The organism is Flavobacterium sp. ZE23DGlu08 (assembly GCF_030505335.1).
GTDB classification, from domain to species: domain Bacteria; phylum Bacteroidota; class Bacteroidia; order Flavobacteriales; family Flavobacteriaceae; genus Flavobacterium; species Flavobacterium algoritolerans.
In genome coordinates this window covers 80,498-98,997 of record NZ_CP130045.1, presented here as the reverse complement: position 1 = coordinate 98,997, position 18,500 = coordinate 80,498, and the positions used below count along the sequence as shown (strand labels likewise).

15 protein-coding genes are annotated in these 18,500 nt (G+C 33.4%); 14 read left to right on the top strand and 1 reads right to left on the bottom strand.

Annotated elements, in window-relative coordinates; all coding sequences use genetic code 11:
• Window positions 1–66: 66 nt before the first annotated feature.
• The 14 genes from Q1W72_RS00460 (at window position 67) to Q1W72_RS00395 (ending at window position 16,564) form a co-directional block, all read left to right on the top strand.
• Window positions 67–3,144 carry a type ISP restriction/modification enzyme gene (locus tag Q1W72_RS00460; protein ID WP_302136701.1) on the top strand — a complete coding sequence of 1,026 codons (3,078 nt, stop codon included), beginning with the start codon at window positions 67–69 and terminating at the stop codon, window positions 3,142–3,144.
• Between the two features lie 10 nt (window positions 3,145–3,154).
• Complete coding sequence (locus tag Q1W72_RS00455; protein ID WP_302136700.1) at window positions 3,155–3,412, top strand: hypothetical protein; 258 nt, start codon at window positions 3,155–3,157, stop codon at window positions 3,410–3,412.
• Between the two features lie 259 nt (window positions 3,413–3,671).
• The gene (locus tag Q1W72_RS00450; RefSeq protein WP_302136698.1) at window positions 3,672–4,004 is read left to right on the top strand and encodes a hypothetical protein; all 333 of its coding nucleotides are present in this window, start codon (window positions 3,672–3,674) and stop codon (window positions 4,002–4,004) included.
• 731 nt (window positions 4,005–4,735) lie between these two features.
• Window positions 4,736–5,059 carry a hypothetical protein gene (locus Q1W72_RS00445; protein ID WP_302136696.1) on the top strand — a complete coding sequence of 108 codons (324 nt, stop codon included), beginning with the start codon at window positions 4,736–4,738 and terminating at the stop codon, window positions 5,057–5,059.
• 252 nt (window positions 5,060–5,311) lie between these two features.
• A complete protein-coding gene (locus Q1W72_RS00440; RefSeq protein ID WP_302136694.1) occupies window positions 5,312–5,740 on the top strand; it encodes a hypothetical protein in 429 nt (142 codons plus the stop codon).
• A gap of 42 nt (window positions 5,741–5,782) precedes the next feature.
• Complete coding sequence (locus Q1W72_RS00435) at window positions 5,783–5,998, top strand: hypothetical protein (protein ID WP_302136693.1); 216 nt, start codon at window positions 5,783–5,785, stop codon at window positions 5,996–5,998.
• A gap of 69 nt (window positions 5,999–6,067) precedes the next feature.
• Complete coding sequence (locus tag Q1W72_RS00430) at window positions 6,068–6,751, top strand: HupE/UreJ family protein (RefSeq protein ID WP_302136692.1); 684 nt, start codon at window positions 6,068–6,070, stop codon at window positions 6,749–6,751.
• 11 nt (window positions 6,752–6,762) lie between these two features.
• On the top strand, window positions 6,763–7,389 hold the full coding sequence (locus tag Q1W72_RS00425; protein ID WP_302136691.1) for a hypothetical protein: 627 nt from the start codon (window positions 6,763–6,765) through the stop codon (window positions 7,387–7,389).
• A gap of 28 nt (window positions 7,390–7,417) precedes the next feature.
• Complete coding sequence (locus Q1W72_RS00420; protein ID WP_302136689.1) at window positions 7,418–11,761, top strand: CusA/CzcA family heavy metal efflux RND transporter; 4,344 nt, start codon at window positions 7,418–7,420, stop codon at window positions 11,759–11,761.
• Window positions 11,762–12,886, top strand: a complete 1,125-nt coding sequence (locus tag Q1W72_RS00415; protein WP_302136688.1) for an efflux RND transporter periplasmic adaptor subunit — start codon at window positions 11,762–11,764, stop codon at window positions 12,884–12,886.
• 347 nt (window positions 12,887–13,233) lie between these two features.
• Window positions 13,234–14,103, top strand: coding sequence for a chromate resistance protein ChrB domain-containing protein (locus tag Q1W72_RS00410; RefSeq protein WP_302136687.1), 870 nt, complete (start codon window positions 13,234–13,236; stop codon window positions 14,101–14,103).
• Window positions 14,104–14,159: 56 nt separating this feature from the next.
• A complete protein-coding gene (locus Q1W72_RS00405; RefSeq protein WP_302136685.1) occupies window positions 14,160–14,660 on the top strand; it encodes a hypothetical protein in 501 nt (166 codons plus the stop codon).
• A 12-nt stretch (window positions 14,661–14,672) separates the two neighbouring features.
• Window positions 14,673–15,839 (top strand): chromate transporter, encoded by a 1,167-nt coding sequence (locus Q1W72_RS00400; protein ID WP_302136684.1) that lies wholly within the window; start codon window positions 14,673–14,675, stop codon window positions 15,837–15,839.
• A complete protein-coding gene (locus Q1W72_RS00395; RefSeq protein WP_302136683.1) occupies window positions 15,836–16,564 on the top strand; it encodes a superoxide dismutase in 729 nt (242 codons plus the stop codon). The genes Q1W72_RS00400 and Q1W72_RS00395 overlap by 4 nt, the downstream gene beginning before the upstream one ends.
• 231 nt (window positions 16,565–16,795) lie before the next feature.
• On the opposite strand, the gene Q1W72_RS00390 is transcribed toward Q1W72_RS00395, so the two are convergent.
• Entirely contained in the window at window positions 16,796–18,253 is a 1,458-nt protein-coding gene (locus Q1W72_RS00390) for an NAD(P)/FAD-dependent oxidoreductase (RefSeq protein ID WP_302136682.1), read from the bottom strand.
• Window positions 18,254–18,500: the final 247 nt, after the last annotated feature.

Here is an 18,500-nt window from a genome sequence, read left to right as displayed (position 1 = left end):
GTTATAGCTGAATATCATTTTGATAAAGAAAGCTATTCACTAATTAACCTAATTGACAAAAATTAAATGAATTTAGAACAATATATTGACAATATAAACCGAAGATATAAACTTGGAAATGCAACGGAACATACTTTTCGTGGAGATTTGCAACAACTTATAGAAAGTTTAATTCCCGAAATCAGAGCGACGAACGAACCGAAAAGAATTACTTGCGGTGCGCCTGATTATATATTGACAAAAAAAGATATTGAAATCGGCTACATCGAAGCCAAAGATATTGGCGACAAAGATTTATCAGGCATTAAGAAAACAGGGAATAAAGAACAATTCGACAGATATAAATCGGCATTACCAAATTTAATTTTTACCGATTATTTGGATTTTCATCTTTACATAGATGGAGTATTTATAACAAAAATTGCAATTGCAGAAATACAAAACGGTAGTATCGTTGCATTACCTAATAATTTTATAACATTTACCAATTTACTAAAAGACTTTTGTTCATTCGTTGGACAAACCATAAAAAGCTCAAAAAAACTTGCAGAAATGATGGCGGGCAAAGCCCGCCTTCTTTCTGATGTTATTGAGTTGGCTTTGACTAACGATGAAAATAATAGTGAAGACAGTACTTTGAAAGACCAAATGAACGCTTTCAAAGAAATATTAATTCACGATATTACACCAAAAGGTTTTGCAGATGTTTATGCACAAACCATTGCTTACGGAATGTTCGCCGCACGTTTGCACGACCCAACTTTACCAACCTTCTCTAGACAAGAAGCGTCAGAATTAATTCCAAAATCAAATCCATTTTTGCGAAAATTATTTGGTTACATCGCTGGACCAGATATTGACGATCGAATAAAATGGATTGTAGATAGTTTAGTGGAAATTTTTCTCGCTTGTAATGTAAGCGAAATCCTGAAAAATTACGGAAAAAGCACAAAAATGGAAGACCCAATCATCCATTTTTACGAAACTTTCTTGAGCGAATACGACCCAAAACTACGTAAAGCCCGAGGCGTTTGGTACACTCCAAAACCTGTAGTGAATTTCATAGTTCGTGCGGTAGACGATATTCTGAAAACCGAATTTGATTTGCCAAAAGGTTTAGCCGACAATAGTAAAACCAAAATAAAAGTAAATCTTCAAGCAACCGACAAACGTTATAAAGACAATATTAGAACTGTTGAGGAGGAAGTTCACAAAGTGCAAATTCTTGACCCAGCAACGGGAACAGGAACTTTTTTGGCTGAAGTAATCAAACACGTTCACAAAAAATTTAAAGGCCAACAAGGTGTTTGGAGCAATTATGTAGAAACCCATTTGTTACCACGATTAAATGGTTTTGAGTTATTGATGGCGAGTTACGCAATGGCACACTTACAAATGGATTTGTTACTCACCGAAACAGGTTTTAAACCAACAAAAGAACAACGTTTCAAGATTTATTTAACCAACAGTTTAGAAGAAAGCCATCCCGATACAGGAACTTTATTTTCCAATTGGTTAAGTTCCGAAGCCAACGAAGCTAATTTTATAAAACGCGATACACCAGTGATGTGTATTGTTGGAAATCCGCCCTATAGTGGCGAAAGTAAAAACAAAGGCGAATGGATTACCCAATTAATGGAAGATTACAAAAAAGAACCAGGTGGAAAAGAAAAACTAAAAGAACGAAACCCAAAAGCCATAAATGATGACTATGTAAAATTCTTGCGTTACGGACAACATTATATAGAGAAAAACGGTAGCGGTATATTGGCGTTTATTAATCCACACGGATTTTTAGACAATGTTACCTATCGAGGAATGCGTTGGAATTTACTCAAAACCTACGACAAAATATATACCATAGATTTACACGGAAACACAAAGAAAAATGAAACTGCTCCTGATGGTACTGCCGATGTAAATGTTTTTGATATTATGCAAGGTGTTGCCATTACTTTATTTGTAAAAACAGGAAAAAAAAAACCAAGTGATTTGGGTAAAGTATTTCATTATGATTTGTATGGAAAAAGAAATTTAAAATATGATTTTCTCTCTGACAATGATTTAAAAAACATCGCTTTTACAGAATTACCAAATGTTGCTCCAAACTATTTCTTTGTAAATAAAAATTTTGAAGCTCAAAAAGATTATGATGAAGGATTTAAAATTGATGATTTGTTTCAATCCTATGGAATGGGAATTACAACAGGAAATGATAAAGAGTTAGTTAATTTTAATCATAATGTTTTACAAAATAGATTTCCAATAAATAACATTAAAAAAGTTGCTTATCGTTTATTTGATATACGATATGTTAATTATGATTTAAAATTAATTGATAGGGGTCGAGAAAAGTTAATGCTGAATTTTATAGATTTAGATAATTTAGGTTTAATTAGTCTAAAAGGAGTGAGAAACGATTTGACAAGTAAATTTGGTATAACTAAATTAATTATTGACAAATCAATAGCTTCTACTTTAGATAATGGATTTGTCTTTCCACTTTATATTTATCCTGAAAAAAACGGACAACTTTCGACAGAAAGAACCCTAGAAAGAATACCAAATTTCAATGCAGAAATTATAAATAAAATTGCCAAGGATTTAGGTTTGTTCTTTTCACCAGAAAAAGGAAATGAAAAAATTCACACAATCGAAACCAATCAATTTTCACCTATTGATATTCTCGATTATATTTATGCCGTTTTGCATTCACCAACCTACAGAGAAAAATACAAAGAATTCCTGAAAATAGATTTTCCGAAAATCCCATATCCAAAAGACATCAAAACATTTTGGGATTTGATCGATTTAGGTTCACAAATTAGACAAATTCATTTGTTGGAAAGTCCAAAAGTAGAGGATTACATTACGGAATTTAATATTGACGGCGATTGTGTTGTAATCAAACCAAACTTCGAAGACGGAAAAATATTTATAAATGAAACGCAATATTTCGAGAATGTTCCCGAAGTTGCTTGGAATTTTTATATTGGTGGATATCAACCCGCACAAAAATGGTTAAAAGACAGAAAAGACAGAAAGTTAGAGTTTGACGATATTGCACATTATCAAAAAATCATAGTTGCGTTATCAGAAACTAACAGAATAATGAAAGAAATTGATAGAATAGAAATAGAGTAAATAAAACAATATGCATTTACATTATCATCTTGGACACCTAATGGATCATTTTGATTCACATAAAATCAAAGGGCAAATCAGTTTTCATTTATCTCAAATACAGCACAAATTTGATGAAAATCAATTAGATATTGATAAATCAAATGAGAAGATTTTTAAAAAAATTATCCAACGGATGATGAAACATGATCAAGGATATTGGGTTCAGGAAAATTGGGAATACAAAATATTATTTTATTCATTAAAAGGATTGTTAAATTCTAAATAACCCAAAAGCTTTACGAAGTAAAAAAAAAACGAATAAGCAATCTGTTTAACCCGAGTAATTTGTGACAAATAAATACCTAACTAGCTTGGATTTTTTTTATATAGGCGGTTATCAACCATCATAAAAATGACTCAAAGACATAAAAGACAGAAAGTTAGAGTTTGACAATATTGCAAATTATCAAAAAATCATAGTTGCTTTATCAGAAACGGACAGAATAATGAAAGAAATTGATAAAATAGAAATAGAGTAAAAAAAGATGAATACATTTGAAACACAAACAGGATTTTCAATTGAATTAATAGGTAATAGACTCATATTAAGAGGAGAATACAATAACTTGCCATTATATGAATCAATTGGCGGTACAATAACTGCAATTGCAATCGTGAAAACCCCTGCTGTCGAGATAAATTCAATTGCAGACGAAGATACTAAAATGCTTTATGGAGTAGTTATGAGACCAAATCTTAATATATGTAGAGATACAGGACGTAACGGAATAAAAGAAAATTGTTATTGGTATTTTTCGGAACATACAATTAAAAAATTACAAGAAAATTTTAAGGGAGAAATAAAAATTGGACATTAATAAAAATATATTTAAACGACAAAATCGTGCTAAATATCAGCACTGCACACAACACACACTACAAGCGAGCTCGGCATTTGGCAAAATTTGAAGAAAGTTTGGTATCTAAAAATTTGTCAAATCCGAAAGTTTTAAGCTTTCCAATCCCGGACTGCGTATAGTGCGAGAACGTTACCTGATGCTTCATTTTATATTCTCGAAAAATGTCAAAACAGGTATCAGGTGTTAGATTGTAATCCCTGACAGCCACCATTAAATTTAAAAAACTTGTAAACCTTTAGTTTTACTGACTTTTTTATGGCTCGACTATTTTTTTTTTAGTTTTTACAAAATAGATAATACACTCATAATAAGATACGTAAAGATTCTGAACCCGATGAGTTATCAAATTAAATTCTATAACAAATACTATCTTGGCCCAAAGGGATAATTTATATATTTGATTTCGGTTCATATACAACCAGTTATTAAATCCTAATAGCAAAGGATAAATCAACTCTGAGTACATATTGTAAAATTCGCACCATTGGTGCGAGAAATTAATACGGTTTTGTAATTCCCAAAGTGAAAATTATAATGCTTTTTCCTAAAACAAAAAATATTAATATTTAGATATGGTAGTAACTTACTAAACTTTTTATATTTTTGTAAAAATTAATTCGCTGAAAAAAACAATTACCATATTATTCCTTTCCATATTTTTGTGTGCCAACACAGAACTAGGGCAATTATTGAAACTACCTAACTTAGCAGAGCACTTTACAGAGCATCACGATCAAGATGAGGATAATCACGAGATTTCTTTTTTAGATTTTATAGCTATTCATTACAATGATAGTCAACATCATTCTAATCCGGAAAAAGACAATCATCAAAGTTTACCTTTTAAGACTATTAACCAATCTGTTAATAATGTCCTTGCCTTTGAAAACATTACCGAGTTTTCATTTCGTCAACCAAATACTATTTCTGTAAATACTACTGTTCCGTTTCCTCCAGAATTTTACAATTCCGATGTTTTTGCATGCATCTGGCTTCCACCCAAATTGAGTTAAATAATTTTTCAATGCTTATTAATGATATTGTGAATATTTCTAATTAAGTATTAAAAAGCACTTTGCTATATACATATAGCGAATGTTTCTGCGCATCAATTTCACTACTATTCTGTATTAAAAAACAAGTTTTTTTCGGTGAATTAATGCATCTGTATAACTAAAATCATTTTTTAGCCGTATTCGCTATGAATTGACTTTTTAGTAATGTCGAAGACTTATTCAATTACTTTTAACACTACAACATCCAAAATGAAGATAATTAAATCCATTGCATTTGCGATACTGCTAACTATTTCAGGTACAACAATTTCACATGCACAAGTAAGTACTAATACCGTCAAAACGCCACACGGTGGAATAATACAAAATTCAGGCGACTACAAAATTGAAATGGTCGAAAGAGAAAACAGTATTAGTTTTTACGTACTGAATGCGAAAGGAAAAACGGTTTCAAATAATAAAGTAACCGGCTCGGCTGTTTTTGAATTTTTCAATAAAACAAAAGCAACAAATCCAGTTTCTTTGGACACCAATAATTCTTTTCTTGTCTATGTTCCTAAAGCAAGCATATATGCGTATTGTACCATCACATTACTTGTCAATGGAAAGACAATCTCTTCTAAATTTAGAAATAGCCAAGTTTCTGAACAAGATATTAATCATGGACATCAACATTAATTCATTTTATTATTCTTTATAAATCCAATTTAAATTTCAATTATGAAAAATTTTTTAATCGTGGCTACAATCGCAATCGGAATGTTAGCTTCTTGCAACAAAAAAGCAAACAACGAAACTGAAAACACTGAAGTTCAAACTACTGAAACTACTGAACAAGTTCAAGTAATGACAGACACTGGCAACCAAGTAAGTACGGATAGTATTAATAAGGTGGAGCAAGACAAAGTTGATGCGGCTCATGGACACACGCATTAATATAATTTAACAGGCTGCTTCTCTTCCGAAAATTTCAGGAGAGGAGTAGTTTTTAAAAGAAAAATAAAAATGAATTCAAAAAAAATAATATTTCTTGTTTTACTTTTTTTTGTTGGCATCACAGGCATTTTTGCTCATGGTGTCGATGAAAATACACAAACTTTTTTGTCAGGAAATGATGGTGTTGCTTTTGGTCCGTTTCTTTACATTGGTGCAAAACACATGCTTACGGGTTACGATCATTTGCTTTTTTTAGTTGGCGTTATCTTTTTCCTCTATCGCCCTAAAGAAGTACTGCTTTATGTAAGTTTCTTCACGATTGGTCATAGTGCAACATTGTTGTTTGGCGTTATGAGTAATATATCAATCAATGCGTATTTAATTGATGCCATCATTGCATTTTCAATAGTGTATAAAGGTTTTGATAATTTAGGTGGTTTCAAGAGATTTTTCGGAACGCAACCCAATACAAAAGCAGCTGTTTTGATTTTCGGATTGTTTCATGGCTTCGGGCTTGCCAGTAAATTGCAAGATTTCAAATTTGAAAAAGAAGGATTGTTTACCAATCTGCTTGGGTTCAATATTGGTGTCGAAATAGGTCAGTTTATAGCATTAACTTTTGTACTAATTCTGATTACTTTATGGCGCAGACATTCAAGCTTCATGAAATTTTCAACAATAACAAATACGCTTCTTATGGCGGCTGGATTTATATTAATAGGATATCAGTTAACAGGTTATTTTACATCTTAAAAAATTAAAAAATGTCAGAAATAAATCATCAAACAGTAAATAAAAAACAAATTATCAAAGCAGTTATTTTCGCTTTAGTACTTTCTGTAATAATTTTAGTAAGCGCAGTTTTACCTGCTGAATATGGAATAGATCCAATAGGAACAGGCAAATTGTTTGGGTTCAGCAAACTTCATGTTCCAGAAAATGCGGAAGAAAATCAGCAGGAAACAACGACTCAAAAAGTATTTCCTTTAATAAAAATGGAAAAAGCAGGTTCAGGACCAGAAGTAAAAAGACCAGTCGAGGCAGATAACCCTGCACCTGAAAAACAATTTTCAGAAAGAGAAGATACTATTGAAGTTATCGTTCCAGCAGGAAAAGGTATTGAATATAAAATTTATATGCTGAAATACGGTAAAATGAAATACGAATGGACGACTAATAAAGGAATCGTTTATTTTGACTTTCACGGCGAAGTGAAACAAGCAAAAGAAGTTAATGATGTCTATTTTGAAAGTTATACGCTTGCCTATTCCAATAATATGGTAGGGACTTTCTACGCACCTTATGAGGGAAAACACGGTTGGTTTTTCAGAAACAATGAAAAAAAAGACATTATAGTTACTATAAAATTAAAAGGCCAGTATTCAATATAAGTAGTGAACATTCATTAATTCTAAAATTATGCTGAATAAAATCATAGAATTTTCAATCAAAAATAAGCTGATCGTTGGTCTTTTCATTGTGGCTCTCATAGGATATGGGAGTTATCAATTTACCAAATTACCAATCGATGCCGTTCCTGATATTACAGATAATCAAGTTCAGGTAATCACATCAGCACCATCGTTGGGCGCAACTGATATTGAACGACTGATTACATTTCCAATTGAACAAGCCAATAGTAATATTCCTGGACTGAAAGAAATTCGTAGTTTTTCTCGTTTCGGTTTATCAGTGGTAACTATTGTTTTTGATGATGCAACTGATGTCTATTGGGCTAGACAACAAGTTACGGAACGATTAAGTGCGGTAAAAGACCAGATTCCAAAAGGAATAGGCAATCCATTTCTAGCACCAGTAACTACTGGGCTGGGTGAAATTTACCAATATGCGGTTCGAACAAAACCCGGTTATGAAAAAAAATATGATGTAACCGAGTTGAGAACCATTCAGGATTGGATTGTTCGCCGTCAATTATTAAGCGTGGAAGGTGTTGCAGAAGTGAGTAGTTTCGGTGGAAAATTAAAACAATTTGAAATTGCCATTGACCCCAATAAATTACAATCGTATAATATTACGATTGCTGATGTTTTTTCTGCTTTAGAAAAAAACAATCAAAATACTGGTGGTGCTTATATCGAAAAAGGTCCGAAAGTTTTATACATCCGAAGTGAAGGATTGATTAATACCATCGAAAATATAAAAGACATTTCAATTAAAAACACCAGTAGCGGTAGTCCCTTATTTATCCGTGATGTAGCCGATGTTCGCATTGGTAGTGCTATCCGATATGGTGCTATGACTTTTAATAAAAAAGGAGTGCCATCTGGTGAAGTTTCAGGCGCAGTAGTTATGATGTTAAAGGGTGCTAACAGTAATGTGGTTATTAAAAAAATTAAAGAACGTATCGAGCAAATACAAAAAACCTTACCCGAAGGCGTTATTGTAGAGCCCTTTTTAGACCGAACAAAAATGGTAAATAATTCCATTTCAACGGTAGAAACGAATTTATTAGAAGGAGCATTGATAGTCCTATTTGTTTTAATTTTCTTTTTAGGAAATATAAGAGCAGGATTAATCGTTGCCTCAGTTATTCCTTTAGCGATGTTAATTGCAGTCATACTGATGAATATTTTTGGTGTGAGCGGTAATTTAATGAGTTTAGGAGCATTAGATTTTGGATTGATTGTAGATGGTGCCGTTATTATTGTTGAAGCATGTTTGTTTAGTTTACACAGCAGGAAAACTTCTCAAATCTCACAGCAAGAAATGGATAACACCGTATTGAAAACGTCTATAAAAATGCGTAATGTATCCGTTTTTGGAGAACTGATTATATTGATAGTATACATTCCAATTTTTACTTTGCGAGGTATTGAAGGAAAAATGTTTTTACCAATGGCACAAACAATTGCGTTTGCTCTGTTTGGTGCTTTTATATTGTCGCTGACTTATGTTCCCATGATGACTGCTTTGTTTTTGAATAAAAACATATCCCACAAAAAAAACTTCTCAGATAGAATGATGGAAAAATTAGAAAATTTCTATCAACCTCTTCTGAACAAAGCATTAGGAATTCCTCGAACAATTATTGCTGCAACTTTGGGATTATTTGTTTTGGCATTAATTACACTTTCGTTTATGGGTGGTGAATTTATGCCCTCATTAGAAGAAGGGGATTTCGCTGTAGAAACAAGGGTTTTACCGGGAAGTAATTTGCAAACTTCGATGACAGCTATTTCGCAGGGCGCAAAAATACTAATAGAAAAGTTCCCTGAAGTAGAGAAAATTGTTGGTAAAACTGGAAGCAGCGAAGTACCAACCGATCCAATGCCTATTGATGCCAGCGATATGATGATTATTTTAAAAGACAAAAGCGAATGGACTTCTGCCGAAACTTTTGACGAATTATCAGAAAAAATGGCAAAAGAATTAGAAGCTGTTCCAGGTGTTTCTTACGGTTTTCAATATCCGGTACAAATGCGTTTTAATGAATTAATGACGGGCGCAAGACAAGACGTGGTTTGTAAAATATTTGGAGAAAACTTAGATACCCTGGCTTTATACGCTAATAAACTGGGCAAAATTGTGAATACAGTCGAGGGTACTTCTGATCTTTATATAGAAACCGTTACCGGAATGCCACAAGTGGTAATTGACTACAATCGGTCAACAATAGCGCAATATGGATTGAACATTGAAGATATTAATCGAATAGTAAATACCGCATTTGCAGGACAAAGCACCGGAGTTATTTACGAAGGTGAAAAAAGATTTGATTTAGTAGTTCGTCTGGAAGGCGAAAAACGTCAGGATTTGGCAGATGTTCAAAATTTATTAATTCCAACACCAAATGGTATGCAAATTCCGTTATCCCAATTGGCAAAAGTTGAAATTACCGAAGGACCAAATCAGATACAAAGAGAAGACGCTAAACGTAGAATTGTGGTTGGTTTTAATATTCGAGGCCGCGATGTGCAAAGTATAGTAAAAGAGTTGCAAGGAAAAGTCGAAGCCCAAATAAAATTTCCCGCGGGTTACTATCCTACTTATGGCGGTGCATTTGAAAACCTAAATGAAGCCAAAAATCGTTTAATTATAGCTGTTCCGGTTTCATTATTATTAATATTTATTTTGCTTTATTTTGCATTCAATTCAGTGAAACAAGGACTATTGATTTATTCCGCGATTCCACTTTCTGCAATTGGAGGTATTTTCTTTTTAGCGTTGCGAGGAATGCCTTTTAGTATAAGTGCCGGAGTTGGTTTTATAGCCTTATTTGGTGTAGCGGTTCTGAATGGATTGGTATTAATTGCAGAATTTAACAGTATTCGGAAATCAGGTGAAACCGATTTGAAGGCGATTGTTTTGCAAGGAACTAAAATACGTTTACGTCCTGTTTTAATGACTGCATTTGTTGCCTCATTAGGATTTTTGCCCATGGCATTAAGCAACGGTTCAGGTGCCGAGGTACAAAAACCATTGGCAACGGTTGTTATTGGCGGACTATTGATTGCTACTTTATTGACCTTATTTGTTTTACCAATTTTATACATTATGTTCGAAAAAGGAGCTAAATTAAAATCAAAAAAAATGCAATCAATTACAACAATCATGGTATTGGGGTTGTTTTTTTCTTTTCAAAATGCAAGTGCCCAAGAAAAAATTTCACTTGAAAAAGCCATTGAAACCGCATTGGAGAATAATATAAAAATAAAAAACGGAAAACTAAATTCTGAATATTTACAAAAGATGACCAAGACGGGCTACGATATTTCCAACACGGGAATTATTGGGGAATATGGTCAGTTTAATAGCAATGCTAATGATATAAAAATTGGCGTTTCACAAACTATTAAATTTCCGACAGTTTACAAAAGGCAGAAACAACTGCTAATTGAAGAAGCCAAAACTGGCGAATGGAACGAAGTCTTACAAAGAAAGGAATTGACAAGACAAGTGACAACAGTATTTTATGAAATGGTTTATCTCAAAGAAAAGGAAAAATTATTGCTAAAAAGTGATAGTATCTATTCTGAATTTTTAAGAAAATCAACACTTCGTTTTGACAAAGGAGAAAGCAATATATTAGAAAAAGCAACTGCCGAAAATCAATCAGGACAAATAAAAATTCAACTTCTGGAATTACAAAGTGATTATAAAATGACACAATTGCAATTCAAGTACATTCTTAATACAGATAAAGACTTTATCCCGGTTTCAGATAAATACAAATTGGATTTTGCTGAAAATTTAGATAAAAATGTTATAAGCAATCAACCCAGTATAAAATTATTTGAGCAAGAAGTAAATAGCAACAAAGCGCAAATTTCACTCGAAAAATCTAAAAAATTACCCGAATTAATTGGAGGTGTTTATTACCAGACATTCAAAACAAATACTGCGTTTCAAGATGGCTATAATGGCGTTTATGGACAATTTGGAGTGGCACTGCCGCTTTTCAATTCAAACATAAAAAACAGACAAAAAGCATTAGAAATCAACAGTCAAATTGCAGAAAATAATTTGACTAACGAAAAATTAAAACTGCAAAGTCAGTATCAGGAATTAATTCAAGAATCGAAAAAACACCAAGAAACTATTACTTATTTCGAAAATCAGGCTTTAAAGAATGTAGATTTGATAACTAAAGCCGCTAATGATAAATTCATCAATGGTGACATCAATTATCTGGAGTGGGTAATGTTGATCAATCAAAATACAGAAATTCAAAGTAACTACATTGAAACGGTTAGAAAATTCAATGAAACAATTCTTAAATTAGGAAATTTAATATCAAAATAAATGAAAAATACAGTCATTACTTTAATAGGGTTATTTTTTCTGTACTCGTGTGGTAATAAAAAAACAGAAAACGAAACAGAAGCTACTCCAGCTATTGAAAACACAACAACACTTACCGATGCACAAATAAAAAATGCAGGTATTGAAACCGGAAAAATCGAGCAAAAAGAGATTTCATCATTATTAAAGTTAAATGGAAAAATAGATGTGCCACCTCAAAATTTAGTATCCATAAGTGTTCCAATGGGAGGATATTTAAAATACACCAAACTTTTAGAGGGAATGTATGTGACCAAAGGACAAGTTTTATGCGTAGTAGAAGACCAACAATACATTCAATTACAGGAAGATTACCTTTTAGCAAAAGCAAAAATTGGGTATGCAAAAGCCGAATTCGAAAGACAAAAAGAACTTAATCGAAGCAAAGCCAGCAGCGATAAAGTGTACCAACAAGCACAATCAGAATACAACTCACTATCGGTAATGGTACAATCGTATGGGGAGAAATTAAAATTCGTAGGAATAAATCCAAGTAATGTATCGGCAAAAAATATTTCAAAAAGCATCAATATTTATTCGCCAATAAGCGGATATGTGTCTAAAGTAAATGTAAATACTGGAAAATATGTAAATCCAAGCGATATTTTATTCGAGATTGTAAATCCTTCTGATATTCATTTGGCACTAACCGTATTCGAAAAAGACATTAACAAAATGGCAATTGGCCAGTCAGTTATAGCTTATAATAATACTGATCCAGAAAAAAAATATCCTTGTAAAATCATTTTAATTGGTAAAGACTTTTCCGAAAACAGAAGTACAGAAATGCATTGTCACTTTACAAGCTATGACAAATCACTTTTGCCAGGGATGTATATGAATGCTGAAATAGAATTAAAAAGTCAACAATCAAATGTGTTGCCATCAGAAGCTATTGTGAACTATGAAAACAAGAATTATATCTTCATAGAAAAGGAAAACAAGCAATTTGAAATGAAAGAAGTAACAACAGGAAATACAGAAAATGAATTTACTGAAATTATTTCAGATGATTTGAATGAGGCTACTATTGTGATTAAAGGGGCTTATGCACTTTTGATGAAAATGAAAAATGTGGAAGAATAAAAAACGTAAATTTGCAATATGGACAGAAAAGAGTTTCTAAAATCAAGTACAATTATTTATTTACGTTTTTTAAAATATTTAGGGACATAGAATAATAAAAAGATAACTAGAATTATGAAAACAATTTCCATTGAAGATTTTTTTACAAATGTAAAACTATAAATTATTAATTCAGTTAAAAATACCCTTATTTCTTACGGATTCAAAGGGTGTTTTTTTACAATTAAACATTAAAAAAAAGCAACAACCCTTTTGATAATGTTACTTTAGACAACTGGAATTTTTCTCTCCTCTCTAAGAATAATAAAAAATATATTAAACAAAAAAAAACTTATAAACAACTATAGATGAAATGGATCACTAGAGAACGACCTAAAATTGATAGAATAGCTTCCCCTTGGTTGATAAAAACTTTTGTGGACCTAGAGGCTGAATTTATTTATGTTCCATTCAACGAAGTTTTAGATAAAGCAAAAGAGTTTGAGGCCATTCCATTTGACATTCCTAATGTGGAATTTACACATTACAACGAGCAAAGTACCTTTGACTACATCGTAAAAAAATATGAAATTAAAGACCCTGCTATTCTAATTATAGCAGATATTGTTCGTGGTGCAGATACGGACAGACACGATATTGCAAAAGAATCCGCGGGACTTTGGGCTATTTCAGCTGGTCTTTCCTACAATATTACTGATGATTATAAATTATTGGAAAGCGGAATGGTTATTTATGATGCCCTGTACAGTTGGGCTACACATTTATATGAACAAAATCATTTACAGAATAGTCCTTTTGAAAATATGTTGCACGAAGTGTATCATAAATTTTTAAAGGAGAAAAAAATAAATAATAAGAAAGCACCAGATTGGGTTAAAGACTTAAAAGCAATTATTCAGGATCAGATTGATACCCAATTCACTTTTGACTTAAAGAAGATTTCTAATGATTTAGAGCTTAATCCTTCCTACTTATCAAGGGAGTTTTCAAAGTATTTTGAAGATCTTAATTTTGGTGATTATGTTAGAAAATTACGAATAGAGAAAGCAATTACTCTTATTCAGAATTCAAGCTATACACTTACTGAAATAGCCTATATGACGGGGTTTTCAGATCAAAGTCATTTTACGAGAATATTCAAGCAGAGTACAGGAAAAAATCCTTCCTCCTATCGAAAAAATATACAAAAAAGTAATCCAGATACAAAAGGTAAATAACATACTATTTATACTTATTTAACCTATATAGTTTTGTAAAAAAAAACACAAACTATATGATTCCCTTCAAACATTTTCTGCTTCATGCTTTATTAGTATTTTCTTTTTCTGCTATTGGACAAACAACCTATCCAAAAATTACGGGCTATTTTGGTGTAGTTCATCCTATAGTAACTTTCAGTGAAGATGAAACTACTTTAAACTTTAAAGATTATTACGCTGTTGGTTTTCCAACAGGAATTAACATATGGAAAAACTCTAAAATTGGTTTTTCCTTTGAAATAGTTCCTAATATAAGAGCAGAAGATGGAATCAGTAAAGTCAATAGTTTATTATTTCATCCTGGCGTGCTGGTAGCACTAGGAAACGGCTACACATTTGCAGGCAGAGCCGCTTTTGAAACTAATGGTAGATATGGCGTAACTCCAGTATTCAACAAAACGGTAATAAAAAATGCCAACAGCAGTTATTATGTTGCCATTCCATTACCGGTTAGGTTTGGAAATGACCATCCGGCCAATTTTACTGTAGGTTTCCAATTTGGTATAGCCTTTTAGAATATCTTATTTATGAAAGAAAATCCAATATATAGTTTAAAAGAGTTGCTTCTTTATTTCCTGAAATTAGGGACAACTGGTTTTGGCGGTCCAGTAGCATTGGTTGGTTATATGCACCGAGATTTAGTAGAAGATCAAAAATGGATTTCTGAAGATGAATATAAAGAAGGCTTAGCCTTGGCGCAATTAGCACCAGGTCCGTTAGCGGCACAATTAGCCATTTACCTTGGATTTGTACATTATAGTTTTTTAGGGGCAACGTTGATTGGTTTTGCCTTTATTTTGCCTTCTTTTATAATGGTGGTGCTATTGGGCATCGTTTACAAGTTATACGGAGGATTATCTTGGATACAAGCCGTTTTTTATGGTGTAGGTGCGGCTGTTATTGGTATTATTGTAATGAGTTCCTATAAACTAACTATAAAATCTATCGGCAAATTTAATGTAATCTCTTTTAAAACGAATTGGTTATTGTGGCTGTTTTTTGTAGTAGCAATAGTTGTAACATTGGTTACACAACAGGAACAAGTTTTGTTATTTGTATTGGCGGGGATTATGTATATGTTTGTCAAAGCACCACCAAAATGGTTTAATGGTAAAACTGCCAATTCTATTGTTTTATTACAAGTTGGTTTTTGTAACTATGACAATTCTACTCTTATGAAAATTGCTATCTTTTTTGCCAAAGCGGGAGCATTTGTATTTGGTAGTGGACTGGCAATTGTCCCCTTTTTACATTCAGGTGTCGTAGTAGAAAACCAATGGTTAACGGAACATCAATTTGTTGATGCGGTTGCCGTAGCAATGATTACACCTGGTCCAGTTGTTATTACTGTTGGCTTTATTGGTTATTTAGTTGCTGGTTTTCCGGGTGCTTTGGTTGCTGCTTTCGCTACATTTTTACCGTGTTATTTATTTACAATCGCTTTGGCTCCATCCTTTAAGAAAATAGCGCAAAACCAATCTATCAAAGCTTTTGTAGATGGAATTACTGCTGCAGTTGTTGGGGCATTGGTGGGAGCTGTTGGTGTAATTGCATCTAGAAGTATTTTGGATATTCCAACAACGCTAATAGCTATTGCAACAATTTTTGCTTTACTTTATATCAAGAAAATTCAAGAACCTTACATTATTGCGGCATCAGCAGTTGTTGGGGTTCTTATAAAATTAATATTATGAACAGAAAAGATTTTTTAAAATCGAGTACTTTATTTGGAGCAGCAGCATTAGTGCTTCCTACTACGAATGCGTTTGCTGAAAATTTATCCGATAATTCTATTGATAAATTGGTTGATGCAAATGGTAATTATATCCAACAAACATTACCGTATAACGAAAGTTTTTTAGAACCTTACATGGATGCGGAAACCTTACATCTACATTATACTTTTCATCACGGCGGGGCTGTAAAAGGCGCAAACAAGGATATGCAAATGATTAAAAAAGCATTGGATGAAAACAATTTGGAAACAGTTGATTTTTGGACAAAAAAACTATCGTATCATTTTTCATCTCATATCTTACATTCAATATTTTGGACAAATCTTACGAATAAAAGCAACATGCCACAAGGAAATTTGCTGAAACGAATTGAGAAAAGCTTTGGTAGTTTCGACAGATTGAAAGTCTTAATTGCAGCTACCGCAAAAAATGTGGATGGTAATGGTTGGGGTATAGTAGCCTATCAACCTTATAGTGATAGTCTTGTAGTTCTACAATGTGAAAACCACGAAAAACTAACACAATGGGGAGCAATTCCAATATTAGTTATTGATGTTTGGGAACATGCCTATTATTTGAAATACAAAAACAAGCGTACTGATTTTGTTGATGCCCTTTTTAATATTATCAACTGGGATAATGTAGCGTTAAGACTTGATGACGCTGAGAAATTAATGAAGTAGAATTGTAGCCTGTAAAACTTTTAATTCTAGGATTTGAACAGTCCATTAATCACTTGCGTTTTCTAAATGCTTATTAGTTTAAGCTATCAAAAAATGTCAAAATAGGTATCAAGTGTTCGATTTCAATCCCTGAAAGCCCACAAAAAACTCCTTAAGAAATTAAGGAGTTTTTTTATGTCTTGACTTTTTTAAAATCTCTGAGCGATAAAATGGTAAATTCACAGGATTATGCTAAGCGTCCTTTTTCTTCAAAATTCGTCCTCTAGGCTCATCACCCTCATGAAGCACAATTTCGGAATGTAGGAACTGTGCGGCGGCTGCAGAGTCGTTCACTTTTGTAGCACTCCGTGCTAACATTTCTGATTCAAACTCCGTTAATACACTTTTCCTCAGTCCGACTTTTCGCCATTGAGAAAAAGGTCTGCATCCTCTTGATATCACGCGAGCCAACGATAGTGCATCCAGCAGCGCTTGATTTGCACCCTGTCCTTTAAATGGACTCATAGGGTGAGCCGCATCTCCAATCAGGGTTACTTTCTGTGCTTTCGCCAATAATTCTGGTTCAAGTAATTCTCGGTCATACACCGGATAACCAGAAATCTGAGCTTCCAGGGTTGCCGCTAAAATCTGAGGAATAGGGCTGTGCCACAGAGTTCTACGACAGGCTTCTTCCTTGAGTGCTTGAGGTCCTTTAGCACTTAATGCCTTAGCCTCTTCTTCTGGCATTGGAAAACTCAATTGCCACATTACGGAGTCTGAAGTATAAGGCATGATGTAGATTCGTTCATTGCCATTGGCGGTCTGAAATACAGTGGCCGAGTCCAGTAAAGAACTATCAAGATTTTCGAGTGCTTTCAAAGGACAGATACCCAATATCACTATACAATCCAAGTAACGTAAAGGGCTGATATCGGCACCAATCAGCAACCTCCGTACTGAACTGCGAATACCATCGGCTCCAACTACAAGATCTGCTTTGGTATGCTTGATTTCCCCATTCACTTGAAAACTTAAATCAACACCGTTACCATCACTTTCCTTATAATCTAATAACTGATGCCCCCATTGAACCGCATCCTGTCCGCCGAGTTGTTGAATTAACGCTAAGCGTAAAGATTGTCGTGCAATATGGATATTAGTACGTTTTTGAAAAGTTTTTGTATCTGACTGTATCCATTTTCTGACTCCCCATTCACCGATTATTTTCCCTGCTGTCGTATGAACCAAATGTCTGGTTGAAATTACTCCTTCTTCCAGCGAGAAAATACCCAATCCCTCAATCGCTTTACTAGCTTGCTGCAGAGTGAGTCCGTAGCCCTGAGACCTGGCTTCGAAATTATTATCACGCTCATAAAGCGTAAAAGGAATTCCGCGGTGCAAACAAGCCACAGCAAGAGCCACACCGCCAATACCGCCACCAATAATGGCTAAGTGTGGATAGTTTTCTTTATCCGCTATTGTAGGACTGGAAGAACGAAGCAGCCCGGATCCGGAACATTTCGGGCAGGAGTGAAGATGGCCTTTAGGAGGAACTGGAGCTGTTCCTTCACCATTCGTCTTTTTAAATTGGTCTAATGCTAGCTGGTGGAGTAGTCGTGCTTTCTTAGTTAGTCCTCGACTTTTCTTGCCTCTTCCTTGACATTCTACGCACATAGTCCAGCTTACTTCTTCATTTTCCACTTTTTTCACTTCGGTATTGATTTAACTATGCTGGTCCTAATTATTAACTTCTATATAATGTACGGCAGAAACTTACATTTTTCAGCTTTTTGCCGCTTGTGGCAGTTGCGTAAGTTTAGGATAAAAGATTTACAGCACAAAACTACTTTTTCAAATTGAAATAGAAAGGATTTCTCAGCGCTATTTTATTGAAATCTTGCAAAAAAAGGGTGTAAACAGGTTCACAAGGAGGACAAGACAAACTTCATTAGAAACA

Bases quoted from the DNA above. Each gene is read 5' to 3' on its own strand.
- Q1W72_RS00425 (WP_302136691.1), top strand. From the start codon at position 6,763: ATGTCAGAAATAAATCATCAAACAGTAAATAAAAAACAAATTATCAAA.
- Q1W72_RS00410 (WP_302136687.1), top strand. From the start codon at position 13,234: ATGAAATGGATCACTAGAGAACGACCTAAAATTGATAGAATAGCTTCC.
- Q1W72_RS00460 (WP_302136701.1), top strand. From the start codon at position 67: ATGAATTTAGAACAATATATTGACAATATAAACCGAAGATATAAACTT.
- Q1W72_RS00395 (WP_302136683.1), top strand. From the start codon at position 15,836: ATGAACAGAAAAGATTTTTTAAAATCGAGTACTTTATTTGGAGCAGCA.
- Q1W72_RS00440 (WP_302136694.1), top strand. From the start codon at position 5,312: ATGAAGATAATTAAATCCATTGCATTTGCGATACTGCTAACTATTTCA.
- Q1W72_RS00455 (WP_302136700.1), top strand. From the start codon at position 3,155: ATGCATTTACATTATCATCTTGGACACCTAATGGATCATTTTGATTCA.
- Q1W72_RS00405 (WP_302136685.1), top strand. From the start codon at position 14,160: ATGATTCCCTTCAAACATTTTCTGCTTCATGCTTTATTAGTATTTTCT.
- Q1W72_RS00420 (WP_302136689.1), top strand. From the start codon at position 7,418: ATGCTGAATAAAATCATAGAATTTTCAATCAAAAATAAGCTGATCGTT.
- Q1W72_RS00450 (WP_302136698.1), top strand. From the start codon at position 3,672: ATGAATACATTTGAAACACAAACAGGATTTTCAATTGAATTAATAGGT.
- Q1W72_RS00435 (WP_302136693.1), top strand. From the start codon at position 5,783: ATGAAAAATTTTTTAATCGTGGCTACAATCGCAATCGGAATGTTAGCT.
- Q1W72_RS00400 (WP_302136684.1), top strand. From the start codon at position 14,673: ATGAAAGAAAATCCAATATATAGTTTAAAAGAGTTGCTTCTTTATTTC.
- Q1W72_RS00415 (WP_302136688.1), top strand. From the start codon at position 11,762: ATGAAAAATACAGTCATTACTTTAATAGGGTTATTTTTTCTGTACTCG.
- Q1W72_RS00430 (WP_302136692.1), top strand. From the start codon at position 6,068: ATGAATTCAAAAAAAATAATATTTCTTGTTTTACTTTTTTTTGTTGGC.